Origin of the sequence: Geodermatophilus sp. DSM 44513, from assembly GCF_032460525.1 — a bacterium.
Lineage (GTDB): Bacteria > Actinomycetota > Actinomycetes > Mycobacteriales > Geodermatophilaceae > Geodermatophilus.
Genome location: NZ_CP135963.1, coordinates 3,822,212 through 3,840,490, shown reverse-complemented (window position 1 = coordinate 3,840,490; position 18,279 = coordinate 3,822,212). Strand labels below are relative to the sequence as shown.

Annotated in this window: 17 protein-coding genes and 4 tRNA genes; 15 read left to right on the top strand and 6 right to left on the bottom strand. The window is 73.9% G+C overall.

Features of this window, described 5'->3' with window-relative positions; genetic code table 11:
• Window positions 1–3 precede the first annotated feature (3 nt).
• Entirely contained in the window at window positions 4–1,233 is a 1,230-nt protein-coding gene (locus tag RTG05_RS18620) for a PQQ-dependent sugar dehydrogenase (protein ID WP_166526348.1), read from the top strand.
• Here the strand turns inward: RTG05_RS18620 and RTG05_RS18615 are convergent.
• Window positions 1,217–1,894 (bottom strand): pyridoxamine 5'-phosphate oxidase family protein, encoded by a 678-nt coding sequence (locus RTG05_RS18615; protein ID WP_166526347.1) that lies wholly within the window; start codon window positions 1,892–1,894, stop codon window positions 1,217–1,219. The genes RTG05_RS18620 and RTG05_RS18615 overlap by 17 nt on opposite strands.
• An 87-nt stretch (window positions 1,895–1,981) precedes the next feature.
• On the opposite strand from RTG05_RS18615, the gene RTG05_RS18610 reads away from it, so the two are divergent.
• Complete coding sequence (locus tag RTG05_RS18610) at window positions 1,982–3,355, top strand: MocR-like pyridoxine biosynthesis transcription factor PdxR (protein ID WP_166526346.1); 1,374 nt, start codon at window positions 1,982–1,984, stop codon at window positions 3,353–3,355.
• A gap of 79 nt (window positions 3,356–3,434) precedes the next feature.
• On the opposite strand, the gene RTG05_RS18605 is transcribed toward RTG05_RS18610, so the two are convergent.
• Entirely contained in the window at window positions 3,435–4,538 is a 1,104-nt protein-coding gene (locus RTG05_RS18605) for a 2-oxoacid:ferredoxin oxidoreductase subunit beta (RefSeq protein ID WP_166526345.1), read from the bottom strand.
• Window positions 4,535–6,466, bottom strand: coding sequence for a 2-oxoacid:acceptor oxidoreductase subunit alpha (locus RTG05_RS18600; RefSeq protein ID WP_166526344.1), 1,932 nt, complete (start codon window positions 6,464–6,466; stop codon window positions 4,535–4,537). Before RTG05_RS18600 ends, RTG05_RS18605 begins: the two co-directional genes overlap by 4 nt.
• A 194-nt stretch (window positions 6,467–6,660) precedes the next feature.
• Here RTG05_RS18600 and htpX point away from each other — a divergent pair, with 194 nt between their 5' ends.
• On the top strand, window positions 6,661–7,539 hold the full coding sequence (gene htpX, locus RTG05_RS18595) for a zinc metalloprotease HtpX (RefSeq protein ID WP_166526343.1): 879 nt from the start codon (window positions 6,661–6,663) through the stop codon (window positions 7,537–7,539).
• Between the two features lie 102 nt (window positions 7,540–7,641).
• On the opposite strand, the gene RTG05_RS18590 is transcribed toward htpX, so the two are convergent.
• Entirely contained in the window at window positions 7,642–8,133 is a 492-nt protein-coding gene (locus tag RTG05_RS18590; protein WP_166526342.1) for a YajQ family cyclic di-GMP-binding protein, read from the bottom strand.
• 104 nt (window positions 8,134–8,237) lie between these two features.
• On the opposite strand from RTG05_RS18590, the gene RTG05_RS18585 reads away from it, so the two are divergent.
• A tRNA-Tyr gene (locus tag RTG05_RS18585) sits at window positions 8,238–8,319 on the top strand.
• Window positions 8,320–8,385: 66 nt separating this feature from the next.
• Here RTG05_RS18585 and RTG05_RS18580 read toward each other — a convergent pair.
• A complete protein-coding gene (locus RTG05_RS18580) occupies window positions 8,386–8,817 on the bottom strand; it encodes a pilus assembly protein TadG-related protein (RefSeq protein ID WP_166526341.1) in 432 nt (143 codons plus the stop codon).
• A 790-nt stretch (window positions 8,818–9,607) separates the two neighbouring features.
• Between RTG05_RS18580 and RTG05_RS18575 the strand changes: the two genes are divergently transcribed.
• The 6 genes from RTG05_RS18575 (at window position 9,608) to RTG05_RS18550 (ending at window position 13,437) form a co-directional block, all read left to right on the top strand.
• A complete protein-coding gene (locus RTG05_RS18575; RefSeq protein WP_315912041.1) occupies window positions 9,608–12,019 on the top strand; it encodes a putative bifunctional diguanylate cyclase/phosphodiesterase in 2,412 nt (803 codons plus the stop codon).
• Window positions 12,020–12,084: 65 nt separating this feature from the next.
• Window positions 12,085–12,157: transfer RNA gene (locus tag RTG05_RS18570), tRNA-Thr, on the top strand.
• A gap of 57 nt (window positions 12,158–12,214) precedes the next feature.
• Window positions 12,215–12,288 (top strand) — tRNA-Met (locus tag RTG05_RS18565).
• Window positions 12,289–12,369: 81 nt separating this feature from the next.
• A complete protein-coding gene (gene rpmG, locus RTG05_RS18560; RefSeq protein WP_166526339.1) occupies window positions 12,370–12,534 on the top strand; it encodes a 50S ribosomal protein L33 in 165 nt (54 codons plus the stop codon).
• Window positions 12,535–12,565: 31 nt separating this feature from the next.
• Window positions 12,566–13,012 carry an FAS1-like dehydratase domain-containing protein gene (locus tag RTG05_RS18555; protein WP_166526338.1) on the top strand — a complete coding sequence of 149 codons (447 nt, stop codon included), beginning with the start codon at window positions 12,566–12,568 and terminating at the stop codon, window positions 13,010–13,012.
• Window positions 13,009–13,437: a MaoC/PaaZ C-terminal domain-containing protein gene (locus tag RTG05_RS18550; protein ID WP_166526337.1), complete on the top strand. Its 429-nt coding sequence runs from the start codon at window positions 13,009–13,011 to the stop codon at window positions 13,435–13,437. The genes RTG05_RS18555 and RTG05_RS18550 overlap by 4 nt, the downstream gene beginning before the upstream one ends.
• Before the next feature lie 6 nt (window positions 13,438–13,443).
• Here RTG05_RS18550 and RTG05_RS18545 read toward each other — a convergent pair whose 3' ends face one another.
• Window positions 13,444–14,700, bottom strand: coding sequence for a pyridoxal phosphate-dependent aminotransferase (locus tag RTG05_RS18545; RefSeq protein ID WP_166526336.1), 1,257 nt, complete (start codon window positions 14,698–14,700; stop codon window positions 13,444–13,446).
• A 192-nt stretch (window positions 14,701–14,892) separates the two neighbouring features.
• Here RTG05_RS18545 and RTG05_RS18540 point away from each other — a divergent pair.
• The 5 genes from RTG05_RS18540 to rplA all read left to right on the top strand — a co-directional run bounded on the left by RTG05_RS18540 (window position 14,893) and on the right by rplA (window position 17,957).
• Window positions 14,893–14,965 (top strand) — tRNA-Trp (locus RTG05_RS18540).
• Window positions 14,966–15,075: 110 nt separating this feature from the next.
• Window positions 15,076–15,618 carry a preprotein translocase subunit SecE gene (gene secE / locus RTG05_RS18535; RefSeq protein WP_166526335.1) on the top strand — a complete coding sequence of 181 codons (543 nt, stop codon included), beginning with the start codon at window positions 15,076–15,078 and terminating at the stop codon, window positions 15,616–15,618.
• Window positions 15,619–15,661: 43 nt separating this feature from the next.
• Complete coding sequence (nusG, locus tag RTG05_RS18530; RefSeq protein WP_208104648.1) at window positions 15,662–16,582, top strand: transcription termination/antitermination protein NusG; 921 nt, start codon at window positions 15,662–15,664, stop codon at window positions 16,580–16,582.
• A gap of 90 nt (window positions 16,583–16,672) precedes the next feature.
• Complete coding sequence (gene rplK / locus RTG05_RS18525; protein ID WP_166526334.1) at window positions 16,673–17,101, top strand: 50S ribosomal protein L11; 429 nt, start codon at window positions 16,673–16,675, stop codon at window positions 17,099–17,101.
• Between the two features lie 145 nt (window positions 17,102–17,246).
• Complete coding sequence (rplA, locus tag RTG05_RS18520; protein WP_166526333.1) at window positions 17,247–17,957, top strand: 50S ribosomal protein L1; 711 nt, start codon at window positions 17,247–17,249, stop codon at window positions 17,955–17,957.
• Window positions 17,958–18,279: the final 322 nt, after the last annotated feature.

Below are 18,279 nucleotides of genomic sequence, written 5' to 3'. Positions count from 1 at the left end.
CGGGTGCGCCCGCTGCCCCCGGCCCTGCTGATCGGCCTCGTGCTGCTGTCCGGCTGCGCCGCGCCGGCCGCGGAGGAGCCCGGCGCGGCTGCCCCGCCCGCGCCCGCCACCCCCTCGGCCACCCCGCCGACGGTGTCACCGTCCCCGTCGGCGCCCCCGACCCCGGAGCCGGCGCCCGCCCTGGACGTCGCCGTCCTCGCCGACGGCCTGGACCACCCCTGGGACGTCGCCCAGGCACCCGACGGCACCCTGCTGGTCGACGAGCGGGCCGGCGGGCTCACCGCGGTGCTGCCCGACGGCACGGTGCGCGAGCTGGCCGCCGACCTCGGCGACCTCTTCGCCACCGGGGAGACCGGGCTGATGGGCCTGGTGCTGGACCCCGGCTTCGCCGACAGCCGCCGGTTCTACACCTGTCAGGGCGTCCGGGAGGACGGCGGCGCGGAGGTGCAGGTGCTCGCCTGGAGCGTCGACCCCGGCTGGACGGCGGCCACCCGGGTCGCCGACCCGCTGGTCGGCGACATCCCGGTCAACGAGCGCAGCGGCCGGCACGGCGGGTGCCGGCTGCGCGTCGACGCGAGCGGGGCGCTGCTGGTGAGCACCGGGGACACCGCCGACGCCGACCAGCCCCAGGACCCCGGCTCGCTCGTCGGGAAGGTGCTGCGCGTCGACCCGGTCACCGGCGGACCCGCTCCTGGCAACCCGTTCGCGGGTGAACCGGACGCCGACCCGCGGGTGTGGACCTACGGCCACCGCAACATCCAGGGGTTGGCGCTCCGCCCAGGCTCGGGGGAGGTGTACGCCGCCGAGCACGGCCCCGACCGGGACGACGAGGTGACGCGGCTGCGCCCGGGCGGCAACGGCGGCTTCGCACCGGTCGGCCCCGGCTACGGCGAGTACGTACCGATGACCGACCTGTCGCTGCCCGACGCGCTGCCGCCGAGCTGGGTCTCGGCCGACTCCCGGCTCGCCCCCTCCGGCGCGACCTTCCTCCAGGGCGCGCAGTGGCAGGCCCACGAGGGGCTGCTGCTCGCCGGCCTGTTGCGCGGCCGGGGGGTGCTGGCGCTGCGGCTGGCCGAGGACGGCAGCCAGGTCGAGCAGTTCCGGCTGCCGGAGCTGGACGGCACGTACGGCCGCATCCGCACCGTGCAGCAGGGCTTGGACGGCGCCCTCTACGTCACCACCGACAACGGCGACGGCGCCGACCAGCTGTTGCGGGTCACGCCCCGGGGCTGAGCCGGGTCGCCCGGGAGCGCACCCGGTCGGGGACCGCGGTGCCCGGCGGGAGCAGCGGGCAGGGCTCGGGTTCGCCGGCCACCGTGCGCAGTGGCAGCACGCCGGCCCACACCGGCCCGGCCAGGTCGCGCTCGTCGTCCCCCGGCGGGCCGGTGCGCACCTTGACGCTGGCCTCGGTGAGGTCCAGGGCGAGCACGGCGGTGGCGGCGAGCTCGCGACGGTCGGGCCGCCGGGTGGCCGCCCACGAGCCGGGGGCCAGGTGCTCGGTGAGGGCCTCCAGGCCGACCAGCAGCTCGGCGGGGTCGGTGACCGGCCGGGCGAGGCCGTGCACGACCGCGCACCGGTAGTTCATCGAGTGGTGGAACGCCGAGCGGGCGTAGACGACACCGTCGACGAGAGTGACGGTGAAGCAGACCGGCCCGCCCGCTGCCGCGGCCCGCAGCGTCGCGGCGCCGGTGGAACCGTGCAGGTAGAGGGTGTCGCCGCGCCGTCCGTAGCCGGTGGGCAGGACGACCGGGGCGCCGTCCAGCACGACGCCGAGGTGCCCGACCAGGCCGGCGTCGAGCACGGCGTGCAGCTCGGCGCGGTCGGTGCGGGCGCGCCTGGCGCCCCGGCGGACGGTGCTGCGGGAGGTGGGGGAGAGCGGTGTCGCGGTGTCCACGGAGCCCACCCTGCCGCCTCCGGTGGCCTCCTCCCAGGGCCACTACGCTGACGTTCCGGCAGGCCACCGGAGGACGGGGGTGCGGTCGTGGTGGAGGTGCCCCCGGTGGTGCTGGACCGGGCGTCCGGCACGCCGCTGTCGGTGCAGCTGGCCGACGCGCTGCGGGCGGCGGCGTCGGGCGGCACGCTGCGCCCCGGCGACCGGCTGCCCTCCACCCGCGGGCTGGCCACCGCCCTGCGGGTCAGCCGCACCGTCACCGCGGCGGCCTACGACCAGCTGCTGGCCGAGGGGTGGGCCGACGGGCGCCGGGGGGTGGGCACCTTCGTCGTCGGCACGGCCGCCCCCGCGCCGGCCCGGGCGCCGGCGGACCCGGGCGCGCCCCGTGCTGCTGCCGGGCCGGTCGACCTGCGCGCCGGCTCGCCCTGCCTGGAGGTGCTGGACCGGGCCGCGTGGCGGCGCGCCTGGCGGGCCGCCGGCGACCGGCCGCCCGACGCCGGGCCCGAACCGGCGGCCGACGCCGGCTTCCAGCGGGCGGTGACCGAGCACCTGCTGCGCCACCGCGGGCTGCCCGCCGCGCCCGGCGAGGTGCTGGCCACCGCGGGCACCTCCGCCGCCGTCACCGAGGTGGCCCGCCTGCTGCCCGCGGGCAGCCGGGTGGGCGTGGAGGACCCGGGCTACCAGCGGGTGGTCGGCGCGCTCCGCGACGCCGGGATCACCGTGGTGCCCGTGCCGGTGGACCGCGACGGCCTGGTCGTCGACGCCGTCCCCGCCGGCCTGGCCGCGGTCTACTGCACGCCGGCGCACCACTACCCGCTGGGCCGGCGGCTGTCCGCCGCCCGGCGGGCGGCCCTGGTCGGCCGGGCCCGCGCCGAGGGCTGGTGGGTGCTGGAGGACGACTACGACGGCGAACTGCGCTACGACGTCGCGCCGCTGCCGCTGCTGGCCGCCCTCGGCCCGGACGTCACGGTGCACCTGGGCACGACCAGCAAGGTGCTCAGCCCGACGCTCGGGGTGGGCTGGCTGGTGGCGCCACCGGAGCTGCGGGCGGCGCTGGTCGCCCGGCGGACGGCGACCGGCACCCGCCCCGCGCGGGCCGGTCAGCGGGTGTTCGCCGCACTCGCCGCCAGCGGTGACCTCGCCCGGCACCTGCGCCGGCTGCGCCGGGAGCTCGCCGGCCGGCGCGCCGCGGTGCTGGCGGCGGTGGCCGCGGCCGGCGCCCGGGCCGAGGGCGACCCGGCCGGCGCACACGTCCTGGTCCCGCTGCCCGACCGGGGCGCCGAGGACGCGGTCGTCGTCGCGGCCGCCGCCCGGGGCGTCGCCCTGGACGGGCTGGCGCGCCACTGGACCGGCCCGCGACCGCACGCCGCGGGACTGGTCCTCGGCTTCGCCGCCCCGTCCCGCGCGGAGCTCACCCGCGCCCTGGCCGTGCTGACCAGGTGCCTGCGGGAGGCGGTGTCGTGACGAGTGGGGGCCCGGAGGGTCCCCCGAGGAGCGACGGGTGGGGCTCAGCGCCGGTCGGGGACGGCCCCTGGCCGCGGTGTCATCCGGAGGATGACGATGTGACGGTCCAGGTGTCGCTGCCGGACAGCAGACCGGTCAGGTCGCCGGGTGAGGAGGCGCGGGCCTCCTCGACCTGGTCGGCCATCATCCGGTCGTAGGTCGGCTTCTGCACCGCCCGGAAGACGCCCATCGGCGTGTACCGCAGGTCCTGGCTGGACAGCCGGGACAGCGCGAAGGCGTAGGACGGGTCCTCGCGGGTGGCGTCGTGCACGACGATGTCGCCGGCGTCCACCTGCGCCGTCTCGGCGATCCGCAGGCCGCCGACCTCGTCGCGGACCACGCACGAGACGCCGTCCGGACCGAACACCAGCGGCTCGCCGTGCACCAGCGGGATCGACCACTGCACGCCGGTGGTCGGGTCCTTGAGCAGGTCGAAGGCGCCGTCGTTGAAGATGTTGCAGTTCTGGTAGATCTCCACCAGCGCGGTGCCCTGGTGCTCGGCGGCCTGCCGCAGCACCTCGGTGAGGCCCTTGCGATCGGAGTCCATGGCCCGCCCGACGAAGGTGGCGTCCGCCCCGATCGCCAGCGACACCGGGTTGAACGGGTGGTCCAGCGAGCCCATCGGGGTGGACTTGGTGACCTTGCCGACCTCGCTGGTGGGCGAGTACTGGCCCTTGGTGAGCCCGTAGATCCGGTTGTTGAACAGCAGGATCGTCAGGTTCACGTTGCGGCGCAGCGTGTGGATGAGGTGGTTGCCGCCGATGGACAGCGCGTCGCCGTCCCCGGTGACGACCCACACCGACAGGTCGGGGCGCGAGGCCGCCAGGCCGGTGGCGATCGCCGGCGCGCGGCCGTGGATCGAGTGCATCCCGTAGGTGTTCATGTAGTACGGGAAGCGCGAGGAGCAGCCGATGCCGGAGACGATGACCATGTCCTCGCGGGCGATGCCGAGGCTGGGCAGGAAGCTCTGGACGGCGTTGAGGATGACGTAGTCACCGCACCCGGGGCACCAGCGCACCTCCTGGTCGGTCTTGAGGTCGCGCGCCTTGAGCTGGGTCTGCTTCTCCCCCTGGGTCTCCAGGGAGCGGGCGATGGCGTCGGCGATGGGGCCCTCGGCGGGCATGCCGAGCTCGACGGTGGTCACGGGGTGCCTCCGGTGGTGGAGTCGATGACGTCCTGCACCATCCCGGCGAGCTCGGCGGCCCGGAAGGGCAGCCCGCGCACCTGGGTGTGGCTCTCGACGTCGACGAGGTACTTGGCGCGCAGCAGGAGCGACAGCTGCCCGAGGTTCATCTCCGGGCAGATCACCCGGTCGTAGCGGCGCAGCACGTCGCCGAGGTCGGCCGGGAACGGGTTGAGGTGGCGCAGGTGGACCTGGGCGACCGACCGGCCGGAGCGGCGCACCTGGCGGCAGGCGGCGCCGATGGGGCCGTAGGTGGACCCCCAGCCGACGACGGCGACGCGGGCGTCGCCGTCCGGGTCGTCGACGTCGGTGGGCGGCACGGTGGCCGCGATGCCGTCGACCTTGGCCTGCCGCAGCCGGGTCATCAGGTCGTGGTTGGCCGGGTCGTAGGAGATGTTGCCGGTCTTGTCGGCCTTCTCCAGGCCGCCGATGCGGTGCTGCATGCCGGCGGTGCCCGGGACGGCCCACGGGCGGGCCAGCGTCTCGGGGTCGCGCAGGTAGGGGAGGAACTCCGGCGTGCCGTCGGGGGTGGCGCCGTTGGGCTCGGAGGCGAACTCCACCCGCAGGTCCGGCAGGTCCTCGACGTCGGGGATCTGCCACGGCTCGGCGCCGTTGGCCAGGTAACCGTCGGAGAGCAGCACCACCGGGGTTCGGTAGGTCAGCGCGATCCGCGCGGCCTCCAGCGCCGCGTCGAAGCAGTCGGCGGGGGAGCGGGGGGCGACCACCGGCAGCGGGGCCTCGCCGTTGCGACCGAACATCGCCTGCAGCAGGTCCGACTGCTCGGTCTTGGTGGGCAGCCCGGTGGAGGGGCCGCCGCGCTGCACGTCCACGACCACCAGCGGCAGCTCGGTCATGACCGCCAGGCCGATGGTCTCCGACTTCAGCGAGACGCCGGGGCCCGACGTCGTCGTGACGCCGAGGGCGCCGCCGAAGGACGCGCCGAGCGCGGCGCCGATGCCGGCGATCTCGTCCTCGGCCTGGAAGGTGCGCACGCCGAAGGACTTGTGGCGGGACAGCTCGTGCAGGATGTCCGACGCCGGGGTGATCGGGTACGCCCCGAGGAACACCGGCAGGCCCGAGCGCTGCCCGGCGGCGACGAGGCCGAGCGCGAGCGCCTGGTTGCCGGAGATGTTCCGGTACCGGCCGGGCGCCATCGGGGCGGGCTTGATCTCGTAGGAGACCGCGAAGGCCTCGGTCGTCTCGCCGTAGTTGTAGCCGGCGCGGAAGGCGGCGATGTTGGCCGCGGCGATCTCCGGCTTGCGGCGGAACTGCCGCTCCAGGAAGCGGACGGTGCCCTCGGTGGGCCGGTGGTACATCCAGCTCAGCAGGCCGAGGGTGAACATGTTCTTGCTGCGCTCGGCCTCCTTCTTGCCCAGACCGGAGTCCGCGAGCGCGTCGAGGGTCATGCTGGTGAGCGGCACGCTGACCAGCTGCCAGCCCTCCAGCGAGTCGTCCTCGAGCGGGTTGGTGGCGTAGCCGACCTTGGCCAGGTTGCGGGGCGTGAACTCGTCGGCGTCGACGATGAGCAGCCCGCCCCCGGGCAGGTCGGACAGGTTGGCCTTGAGCGCGGCCGGGTTCATGGCGACCAGCACGTCCGGGGCGTCGCCGGGCGTCATGATGTCGTGGTCGGCGAAGTGCAGCTGGAAGGAGCTGACGCCCGGGAGGGTGCCCGTCGGCGCGCGGATCTCGGCGGGGAAGTTGGGCAGCGTGGAGAGGTCGTTGCCGAAGGACGCCGTCTCGCTGGTGAAGCGGTTGCCGGTGAGCTGCATGCCGTCGCCGGAGTCACCGGCCAGTCGGATCACGACACGGTCGAGCTCCACGACGCTCTTGGTGAAGGGGGCGGAGCTGCCCGCCGTGGGCGCGCCGACGGACGGGTTGGTCGTGGTCATGTCTGCTGCACCTCCACCGGCCGAGGTTACGTGGACGTCACATCCCGCGGACCTGTGAGCCGGACGACAGTGGGGACGCCGCCGTCCCCGGTACCTGCCGGTCGCAACCGGACCCGGTCCGACCCCATTCCGTGAGCGCCGTCGCACCCGGTCAGGACGGGGAACGGCCTCCCGGGGCGCCACGTTGGTCGGACGTGCAGCGCTGGGGCAACGGACTGAAGACCGCGGTGCTCCTGGGCCTCATGGGCGGGCTCATCCTCACCGCCGGCGCCCTCGTCGGCGGTCGGGGCGGCCTGCTGGTCGCCCTGGTCGTGGCGCTCGCGGTCAACGGCTTCGCGTACCTCAACTCCGACAAGCTGGCCCTGCGGGCGATGCGCGCCTTCCCGGTCACCGAGACGCAGGCGCCGCAGCTGTACGCCATGGTGCGCGAGCTGGCCACCGAGGCGCGCCAGCCGATGCCCCGCCTCTACGTCAGCCCGACCGGCCAGCCCAACGCCTTCGCCACCGGCCGCAACCCGCGCAACGCCGCCGTCTGCGTCACCCAGGGGATCCTCGAGCTGCTCGACCGCCGGGAGCTGCGCGGCGTGCTGGGCCACGAGCTGTCGCACGTCTACAACCGCGACATCCTGATCAGCTCCGTGGCCGGCGCGATGGCGACCGTGATCACCTACCTCGCGCACATGGCGATGTTCGCCTCGCTGTTCGGCGGCCGGTCCGAGGACGACCGCGGTGGCGGCAACGCCCTCGGCGGCCTGCTGCTGGTGGTCCTCGGCCCGCTGGCCGCCGGCCTGGTGCAGATGGCGGTCAGCCGCAGTCGGGAGTACCAGGCCGACGCCTCCGGTGCGGCGCTGTCGCAGGACCCGCTCGCGCTGGCCTCCGCGCTGCGCAAGATCGCCGCCGGGGCGGCCGCCCGGCCGCTGCCGCAGGACGACCGGCTGGTGACCCAGAGCCACCTGATGATCGCCAACCCGTTCCGGGGGCAGGGCCTGGCCTCGATGTTCGCCACCCACCCGCCGATGCCCGAGCGGGTCGCCCGGCTCGAGCAGATGGCCCGGGAGCTCGGCCAGCGCTGAGGCCGGGACGGCGTCGCGGCGCAGGTCCGACGCGTGGACCCGGCCGACCAGGTCGACCCCGGGACCTCGGGCCGGGCGCCGAGTCGGTGCCCGCGCCCGCCGTCAGCGGTAGTTGTCGAACTGCAGTGCGACGTCGAGGTCCTTGCCGCGCAGCAGCTGCTGGACCGCCTGCAGGTCGTCGCGCTTCTTGCCGGTGACCCGCAGCTGGTCGCCCTGGATCTGTGCCTGGACGCCCTTGGGCCCCTCGTCCCGGATGATCTTCGCGATCTTCTTGGCGGTGTCGGACTCGATGCCCTGCTTGATCCGCGCCGACAGCCGGTAGGTCTTGCCCGAGGCCTGCGCCTCGTCGGCGTCCAGTGCCTTGAGCGAGATGCCACGCTTGACCAGCTTGTCCCGGAAGACGTCGAGGGCGGCGGTGACCCGCTCCTCGGTGTCGGCCTGCAGCGTCACGCCGTCCTCGCCGGCCCAGGCGATGGAGGCGTTGGTGCCGCGGAAGTCGAAGCGCTGGGAGAGCTCCTTGGCGGCCTGGTTGAGGGCGTTGTCGATCTCCTGGCGATCGACCTTGCTCACCACGTCGAAGGACGAGTCGGCCATGTGTCACTGCTCCTTGTCGTCTGCCGTCCGCCGGCCCCGGACCGGCCGGGGCCGCTCCCGGAGCGGGTCTCCGGTGTCTTGTACGCTCACTCCCGGCACCACACGGCGGGTTGCCCGAGCGGCCAATGGGAGCGGACTGTAAATCCGTCGGCACAGCCTACGAAGGTTCGAATCCTTCACCCGCCACACCCGGTGCGCAGCGGCCCCGACCTCCACCGAGGTCGGGGCCGCTGCCGTCCGTGCGGGCCGGCCTCAGGGGACGGTCGGTGCCCGGGCGCCGGCGACCGCGGTCCGCTCCAGCGGCCGCCCGCCGAGGAAGAGCCAGCCGAATGCGATCTCGACGTGGCGGGTGCAGCGCACCGTGACGTCGACCCCGTCGGTGTCGGTGCCCCAGGAGTCCAGCGGGGTCCCACCGTCGGCGAGCTGGTCGGCCACCGCCGCCTGGGTGCTCGCCCGGGTCAGCGGCAGCGTCGTCCCGACGCCGTCGGCGTACACGACCGCCTCGTCCGTGGCGTTCGCCGCGGCCAGCGCCGCCCCGTCGCACACCGACTGCACCTGCTGCTGCTCCAGGAAGGCGTCGGACGCGGCGATCGCGCCGAAGGCCATGAGGGCGGCGACCAGCCAGCACACCAGCACGAGCGGCAGCGTCGAGCCGCGCTCGGCGGCCTCCCCGTCCCGTCGCACGCGGCGCAGCGTAGGGGCCCCACGAGCCGTGGACGCGCGTCGAGTGGGCACCGTGGACGCCGTGCACCCGATCGAGCTACCGCGGGTCGGCAGGAGACGCCCGGGGCCCGGCGTCCTCGGGTCCGCCGGTCGCGCCGTCATCGCTCCGCCCTCACGCGTCACACCACTGGGTGACGATGTGCCTACGTAAGGTCACGACGTGTGACGCCACGGCGGTCGAGAGCACCCGAGCACCATCCAAACGGGTGACGCCCTTGCCCCCATCAGGTGACCCGCAGCAATCTCGCAGCAGCAGTACGTACCGGATGACGCCCTGACCCTGCGCGTGTCTGGCTGCCCAGCCGAACAGACCTCTCACGTCCAGGAGTCATCATGATCAACGCTGCCTCGGCGACCAGCACCCGCGGCCAGAAGTGGAACCGCGGCCAGAAGTGGAACCGCGGCCAGAAGTGGAACCGTCAGGCCGCCTGAGGTCTGGCCCTCCGCTCGACCCATCGCGTCGCTGTCGCGTCGACGCCGTCCCGAGCTGCGAACGCCACCCAGCACGACGCACTCCTCCTCGGGGTGAGAGCTGTCCCGTCGCCCCGGGGATGCACGGCGTGCCGCTGTTAGCCTCTCCTCCGCCCATGCCCCTCCGGCGGAAATGCAGGTACCAGTGGCCGAGCAGGACACACCGGCGCGACAGCGACGGTGGCCGGCGGCAGTCTCGGGGCCCGCCACCATCGGATGGCTCAGCGTGCTCCTCGTCCTACCGGTGGCCGCCTGGGTGTTGCCCAACCGCCTCGCATCCGTGAGCCCGGTCGTCGTCGTCGTCATCCTGATCGCGCTCGTGGTGGCCGAGAGCTACAACTTCAACGTCGAGTTCCCGCGCCACGGTGTGTCGGTCTCGGCGTCCGAGGCGGCCTTCGTCATGGCCCTCGTCGAACTCGGTCCCACCTGGACCGCGGTCCTGCGTGCCGTGGCCGTCGGCGGTGTCTGCTTCGCGCAACGCATCAGTCCGGCGAAGGTCGTCGCCAACACCGCCGTGGCGGTGCTCGAGGTCGCCGTCGCGGTCGCGTTGCTGAGTCTGCTGCCGGTCGGACAGCTGGCCGCCCCGCTGACGTGGTTCTCCTACCTCGTGGCCATCCTGCTCGCGACCATGGTGGGCGGTGCCCTGATCCGCCTCGCGATCATCGCGACGCAGGGTTACCCGGGTTCGATCCTGTGGACGAGCATGTTCCTGGCAGCTGCGACGGTCACGCCCATGGCGGTCGTCGTCGGCCTGTCCGTGTTCCTGCTGGTGGAGGCGACGCCCTGGTCGCTGGTGCTCGTGCTCCCGCTGATGGGCGGACTGGTCCTCCTCTACCGGCGGTTCGCGGGGGTCAAGCGGGGGGGTGAGGACCTCCAGAAGGTCTATGCCTTCGCTCGGCAGGTGCAGCAGATCGCCTCGCACGAGGACGGCACGCGGCGGATGGTCGAGGCGATCCGCGAGCTGCTCAACGCCGAGCGCGTGGCGTTGTGGTTGCCCCCCTACCTCGACGAGGAGCCGCGGCTGCTCGTCGCCTCCGACGACGGTGGCGCGTGGTACGAGGGCCCCAGCGACCCCGACGACCTCTTCCGGCGCCGGGCGACGACGGGGGCGCACGGCGGGCCGGTGCTCGTCTCGCTCGCCCGGGCCACCGAGGAGGAGGCGGCCGCGCTCGCCCGTCGCGGGGCCCGGGACCTGCTCGCCGCGCCGGTGGCCACCGCGGCCGGGGAGCCGGGCTACCTGGAGATCTGCGACCGCCGCAGTGACGTCGTCTCCTTCGCCGACGGCGACCGCGCCGCCCTGGACTCCATGCTCACCCACGTCAACGCCGCCATCCGTCAGCAGCAGCTGCTGACCCAGATCCGCTACGACGCCGACCACGACCGGCTCACCGGCCTGCCCAACCGCCAGCGCCTGGCCGCGGAGATCGACCAGCTGCTCGCCGCGGACCCGGTCAGCGGACGGGCCGGCCTGATCCTCGCCTCGCTGGACAACTACACCGAGGTCACCGACACCCTCGGTCACGCCGCCAGCGACGAGCTGCTGCTGGTCACCGCCGGCCTGCTCCGTGAGCACGCCCCGCCGCAGGCCCTGGTCGCCCGGATGGAGGGCGACCAGTTCGCCGTCCTGCTCCCGGGTCTGTCCCTGCCCGCCACCGAGCGGGCCGCCCGCCGGCTGCGCGAGGCCACCTCGACGCGCGCCCGTGTCGCCGGCCTGGACCTGGAGGTCACCCTCACCATCGGCGTGGCCGCCGCCCCGGTGCACGGCGCGGACGCCGGCACGCTCATGCAGCGGGCCGACGTCGCGCTGCTGGCCGGGGTCGGCAAGAGCGGGGTGGCCAGCTACCACCCGGTGCTCGACCAGCAGAGCCTGCGCCGCCTGCAGCTGGGCACGGAGCTGGAGCAGGCGATGGCCGACGGCGACATCAGCGTCGTCTTCCAGCCGATCATCGACGCCCGGACGTACGACATCGTCGCCGTCGAGACACTGGTGCGTTGGGCGCACCCCCGGTACGGCTCGATCGCGCCGGACGAGTTCATCCACCTCGCCGAGCAGATCGGACGCATCGGTCCGCTGACCGACCACGTGCTGGACCGGGCACTGGCCCGCTGCCGCCGGTGGCTGGACCAGGACATCTCCCTGTCGGTGGCGGTCAACCTCTCCGCCCGGTGCCTCACCGAGCCGGACCTGGTCGACCGGGTGCAGCGGGCGCTGCGGCGGCACGGCGTCCCCGGCGAGCTGCTCACCCTGGAGCTCACCGAGGGCAGCGTCGTCGACGACTCGGTGCGCAGCAGCACCGTCCTGGCCGACCTGCACGCCCTCGGGCTGCGCCTGTCGATGGACGACTTCGGCACCGGCTACTCCTCGCTGTCCCAGCTGCGCCAGCTGCCGATCGACGAGGTGAAGATCGACAAGTCCTTCGTGCTGGGGATGTCGACCAGCCAGGGCGAGTCCTTCATCGCCCGCTCGATCATCGAGCTGGCGCACAACCTGGGTCTGCGGGTGGTCGCCGAGGGCGTCGAGGACGAGCTGACGCGCGACCTGCTCGCCGAGATGGGCTGCGACAAGCTGCAGGGGTTCCTGGTCAGCCGCCCCCTGCCCGACGAGCGGCTGGAGAGCTGGATCCTGGCCCGCGCGGGTGTGCGCTCCGCCGTCCCCGGCATGCCGCACCGCCGGCTCTTCGTCCGTTCCTGACCCGCCGGGGGGTCCTGCGCGAGTCCCTCGTGACGTCCGGTAGAGTCTCTCCCGGCTCGAGGCCCGCCCCTTTAGCTCAGTCGGCAGAGCGTCTCCATGGTAAGGAGAAGGTCTACGGTTCGATTCCGTAAAGGGGCTCTGGAACACACCGGTCGCTCGGCCCGGTCGGCGAGACCGGGCCGCACGGCCACGTCCGGCGGTGTAGCTCAGCCAGGCAGAGCAAGCGGCTCATAATCGCTGTGTCACCGGTTCAAATCCGGTCACCGCTACCCCTGACGGACCCCGGAGCCGGGGTCCGTCCCCGTGCCCGGCGACCGCCGGTCACGGACCGACAAGGCGAGGAGCCTCCCGTGGCAGCCACCGACGTCCGTCCGAAGATCACCCTGGCCTGCCAGGAGTGCAAGAGCCGGAACTACATCACCCGCAAGAACCGGCGCAACGACCCCGACCGGCTCGAGCTGAAGAAGTTCTGCCCCCGGGAGCGCCGGCACACCGTGCACCGCGAGACCCGCTGACCCAGCGGCACTGCGGGACGGAGGGCGGGACGTGGCGCTCGACCCGGCACTGGTCGGGCGCAGCTACCCGCCCTCGGCCGTCTACGAGGTCGGCCGGCAGAAGATCGCCGAGTTCGCCGACGCGATCGGTGCCGCCGACCCGGTGCACCGGGACGCCGACGCGGCCCGCGCCGCCGGCCACCCGGACGTCATCGCGCCGCCCACCTTCGCCATCGCGCTGACGCTGTCGGCGGCCGGCGTCGTGGTGGCCGACCCCGACGTCGCGCTGGACTACAGCCGCGTCGTCCACGGCGAGCAGCGGTTCACCCACCACCGGCCGATCCGCGCCGGGGACCGGCTGGTAGCCACCCCCACCATCGAGGCGGTGCGCACCGTGGGTGGCAACGACCTGCTCACCACCCGGGTCGACGTCGCCACCGAGGACGGCGAGCCGGTGTGCTCGGCCGCCTCCATGCTCGTCGCCCGGGGCGCACCGTGAGCGCCACCGTGCGGTCCGCCGACGTGACGGTCGGCACCGAGCTGCCGGAGGTGACCTACCCGGTGACCCGCGCGGACCTGGTGCGCTACGCCGGCGCGTCCGGGGACCTCAACCCCATCCACTGGAGCGACCGGGTGGCCACGGAGGTCGGCCTGCCCGGCGTGATCGCGCACGGGATGCTCACCATGGCGCTGGCCGCCCGCGCCGTGACCGCCTGGGCGGGGGACCCGGGCGCGCTGGTCGAGTACCACGTGCGCTTCGGCCGCCCGGTCGTCGTCCCCGACGACGACGCGGGGGCGCAGGTGACCGTCCGCGGCCGGGTGGCCGCGGTGGGCGAGGACGGCCGGGCGCGGGTCGACCTGACCGTCACCAGTGGCGGTGAGAAGGTCCTGTCGCTGGCCCGCGCGACCGTCCAGCTGGCCTGAGCCCCCTCAGTCCGCGGTGCCGAGCAGGCGCTGCACGCGGCTGACGCCCTCGACCAGGTCCTCGTCGCCGAGCGCGTAGGACAGCCGCAGGTACCCCGGCGTCCCGAACGCCTCGCCGGGGACGACGGCGACCTCGGCCTCCTCCAGCACGATCTCGGCCAGCTGCACGCTGTCGTGCGCCGTCCGCCCGGCGATCTCCCGGCCGAGCAGCCCCTTCACCGACGGGTAGACGTAGAAGGCGCCGCGCGGCTCGGGGCAGGCCACCCCGGGGATCTCCCGCAGCATCGACACGATCGTCCGCCGCCGCCGGTCGAAGGCCTCCCGCATCGTCGCCACGGCCGACAGGTCACCGCTCAGCGCCGCGACCGCGGCCGCCTGGGACACGTTGGCCACGTTGGAGGTGGCGTGCGACTGCAGGTTGGTCGCGGCCTTGACGACGTCGGCCGGGCCGACCACCCAGCCCACCCGCCAGCCGGTCATCGCGTAGGTCTTGGCCACCCCGTTGACGACCACGCAGCGGTCGGCCAGCTCCGGGACGACGACCGGCATGGACGGCGCCGACGCCCCGTCGTAGGTGAGGTGCTCGTAGATCTCGTCGGAGAGCACCCACAGGCCGTGCTCGTGCGCCCAGCGGCCGATCTCCTCCACCAGCTCCGGGGGGTACACCGCGCCGGTCGGGTTGGACGGCGAGCAGAACAGCAGCACCTTGGTCCGCGGCGTCCGGGCGGCCTCCAGCTGGGCGACCGACACCAGGTAGCCGCTCTCCTCGTCGGCCACCACCGGCACCGGCACGCCCCCGGCCAGCGCGATCGCCTCGGGGTAGGTCGTCCAGTACGGCGCGGGCAGCAGCACCTCGTCACCGGGGTCGAGCATCGTGGCGAAGGCCTCGTACACCGCCTGCTTGCCGCCGTTGGTGACCAGCACGTTCGCGGGGGTGACCTGCAGGCCGGAGTCGCGCGCGGTCTTCGCCACGATCGCCTCCTTGAGCGCCGGCAGCCCGCCCGCGGGGGTGTACCGGTGCATCGCCGGCTGCGTGCACGCGGCGACGGCGGCCTGGACGATGTAGTCCGGGGTGGGGAAGTCCGGCTCGCCGGCGCCGAAGCCGATCACCGGCTTGCCCGCGGCCTTGAGCGCCTTCGCCCTGGCGTCCACCGCCAGCGTCGCCGACTCGGCGATCGCGGCGATGCGGCGGGAGACGCGCCGGTCGGCGGACGGGCGCGCGGGGGAGGGGGCGGCGGGCTCCTGGCGGGAGACGGCGGTCATGTCCCCATCATGTCGGAGGCGGCGCCCGGCGGCCGCCTCCGACCGCCGGCCCGCAGGTCCGGCCCGGTGGTGTTGGTGGGCGCGCCCCGCGGTCCCGTACACTGACGTCCCTGGGGCCACTGACCCCGCCACCGGCGTGCCCCGGGACCCCCGCGGGGGCGGTGCCGGCCGGAGCGGGCAGGCGGTCCACCGAGGGGTGTAGCTCAACTGGCAGAGCAGCGGTCTCCAAAACCGCAGGCTGCAGGTTCAAGTCCTGTCACCCCTGCCCGTACCGCCGGCGACCCGACCGGTGGCGTGCACCAGCCGCAGGACAGCACCACCACCGACCGTCGGCCCGAGGACGGTGGCCACGACCAGCGAGGCGAGCGAGGCGCAGTGAGCGACGAGAAGCCGGGGAGCGGGGGCGACCCCCGCCCCGAGCCGACCGACGAGCAGCTCGACCGCGAGGCGCCGGGCGTGGACGACGCGACCGAGCTCGAGGCCGCGGAGGCCGAGGTCGCCGCCGATGCGGAGTCCGAGGAGGACAAGGTCGTGGCCACCCGGCCCACCAGGGCCCGGCGTGGCGGCCGGATCACCGCCGGGGACGACGAGGACGACGACCGCGACGCGGCCCCCCGCGGTCGCCGTGCCGCCCGCGAGGGCGTGTCCACCCGGCCCGCCGGGCGGGCGGGCGAGGGTGGCGCCACCCGGTCGCGCGCGGCCGCCGAGCGCGACCGCGCGGCCGAGACGCGGCAGCGGCGCAACCTGCGGCGCTTCCTGCGCGAGGTCGTCGCGGAGCTGCGCAAGGTCATCTGGCCTGGCCGGCGCGAGCTGATCACCTACACGACCGTCGTCATCGTCTTCGTGGCCTTCATCGTCGCCCTGGTGGCCGGCCTGGACCTCCTCTTCGCCCAGGGCGTGCTCGCCGTCTTCGGCTGAGCCCACCTGCCCCATCCCACGACGCCGACGAGGAAGAGACACCGTGACCGACCCCCGCGAGCCGTTCGACACCGACAGCGCCGTCGAGGGCACCGACCTCGACGACACCCGTTTCGACGCGCGCGGCACCGTGGACGTCGAGACCGGCGTGCGCGAGACCGGCGCCGCCGAGGGCTCCGTCGACACCACCGACCTGACGGCCGACAACCCGATGGCCGACGCCACGGCCCCCTCCGACGGGGCCAGCAGCCGCGGTGCCGTCGATGCCGCCTTGGCCGGTGACCCGCTGGCCGCCCCGGCTCCCGACCACGACCCGATCGTCGTGGAGACCCTCCAGCAGGCCGAGGAGGACGACGAGGACCCGGCCGAGGCGATGCGCAAGGTGCTGCGCGGCCAGTTCGGCGACTGGTACGTCATCCACTCCTACGCCGGCTACGAGAACAAGGTGAAGACCAACCTGGAGTCGCGCATCCAGTCACTCGACATGGAGGACTACATCTTCCAGATCGAGGTGCCCACCGAGGAGGTCACCGAGATCAAGAACGGCAAGCGCACCCAGGTGAACCGCAAGAAGCTGCCCGGCTACCTGCTGGTCCGCATGGACCTCAACGACGAGTCGTGGGGCGCGGTGCGCAACACCCCGGGCGTCACCGGGTTCGTCGGGGCCACCTCCAAGCCCTCGCCGCTGAGCATCGACGAGGTCGTCGGCCTGCTCGCGCCGGCGGCGACCCCCCAGACCGCCCGCACGGCGGAGGCCGCCAGCACCGCCACCGCGGCCGCCCCGACCGCCGTCGTCGACTTCGAGGTCGGCGAGTCGGTCACCGTCATGGACGGCCCGTTCGCCACCCTCCCGGCCACGATCAACGAGATCAACGCCGAGCAGCAGAAGCTGCAGGTGCTGGTCTCCATCTTCGGCCGGGAGACGCCGGTCGAGCTGTCGTTCAGCCAGGTCCAGAAGCTCTAGTCGAAGGACCCCGTCGCCCCCACCGCTCGCACGCTCGCGGCGGGACCCTGCGACGGGGCCGGTTCCATCCCGTCACGACAAAGGAAAGACATGCCCCCCAGGAAGCGGTTGACCGCGGTCATCAAGCTCCAGATCAAGGCCGGTGCGGCCACCCCCGCTCCGCCCGTCGGTCCGGCGCTCGGTCAGCACGGCGTCAACATCATGGAGTTCTGCAAGGCGTACAACGCCGCGACCGAGGCGCAGCGCGGTGACGTCGTGCCCGTGGAGATCTCGGTCTACGAGGACCGCTCGTTCACCTTCGTCACCAAGACCCCGCCGGCGGCGCGCATGCTGCTCAAGGCCGCCGGTGTGGAGAAGGGCTCGGGCGAGCCGCACAAGACCAAGGTCGCCACCGTCACGCGCGACCAGGTCCGCGAGATCGCCCAGACCAAGATGGTCGACCTGAACGCCAACTCCCTCGACGAGGCCGAGAGGATCATCGCCGGCACCGCCCGGTCGATGGGCATCACCGTCAAGTGAAGGACCCTCCTGCCCCCCACTGCTCGCGAGCTCGCAGCGGGGCCCTGCAGGAGGGCCGTACCAGCACGTACTGAGTGGGAGGGCCTGCGCCGGGCCCGCAGACCACACGACTCCCGGCCGGAGCGCCGGGGGAGAGGACACCACCATGGCGAAGCACGGCAAGAAGTACCTCGAGGCCGCGGCGAAGGTCGACCGCGACAACCTCTACTCCCCGCTGCAGGCGGCCACCCTGGCCAAGGAGACCTCGCCGACCGCCTACGACGCGACCGTCGAGGTGGCGATGCGCCTGGGTGTCGACCCGCGCAAGGCCGACCAGATGGTCCGCGGCACGGTGAACCTGCCGCACGGCACCGGCAAGACCGCCCGCGTCATCGTCTTCGCCACCGGTGACAAGGCCGCCGAGGCCGAGGCGGCCGGCGCCGACGTCGTCGGCTCCGAGGACCTGATCGAGCGCATCCAGGGTGGCTTCCTGGACTTCGACGCCGCCATCGCGACCCCGGACCAGATGGCCAAGGTCGGCCGGATCGCCCGCATCCTCGGCCCGCGCGGCCTGATGCCGAACCCGAAGACCGGCACGGTGACCCCCGACGTCACCAAGGCGGTCAACGACATCAAGGGCGGGAAGATCAACTTCCGCGTCGACAAGCAGGCCAACCTGCACCTGGTGATCGGCAAGGCCTCGTTCGACGAGGCGCGGCTGGTGGAGAACTACGCCGCCGCGCTGGACGAGGTCCTGCGGGCCAAGCCGGCCGCGGCCAAGGGCCGGTACCTCAAGAAGATCACCATCTCCACCACCATGGGCCCGGGCATCCCGGTCGACCCGAACCGCACCCGCAACCTGACCGTGGACGAATAAAGGACCACCCTTCCCCCCACGCCTCGCAGGCTCGGCGCGGGCCCCTGGAGGTGGCCGTTCCCTTGCCTCACGGGGGCCCCGTCGCGCACTGCGCGGCGGGGCCTCCGTCGTCCCGGCCCTCGGGACGGGCCCGCGCTCACCCCGTGTACGCTGGGGCCCGTTCCCCCCACGACCGCTGGTCGTCGCACGTCCGCGTGCGATCGAAGGTCCCGGAGCACCGGGCGGCCCGCGCAGGAGGACGGTTCGATCGACGCGGCGCCGCGCGCCCGTCCTCGCCCCGTGCGCCTGCGCCGGGGCGTCCGTCGTCTCCGGGCCCGGTTGA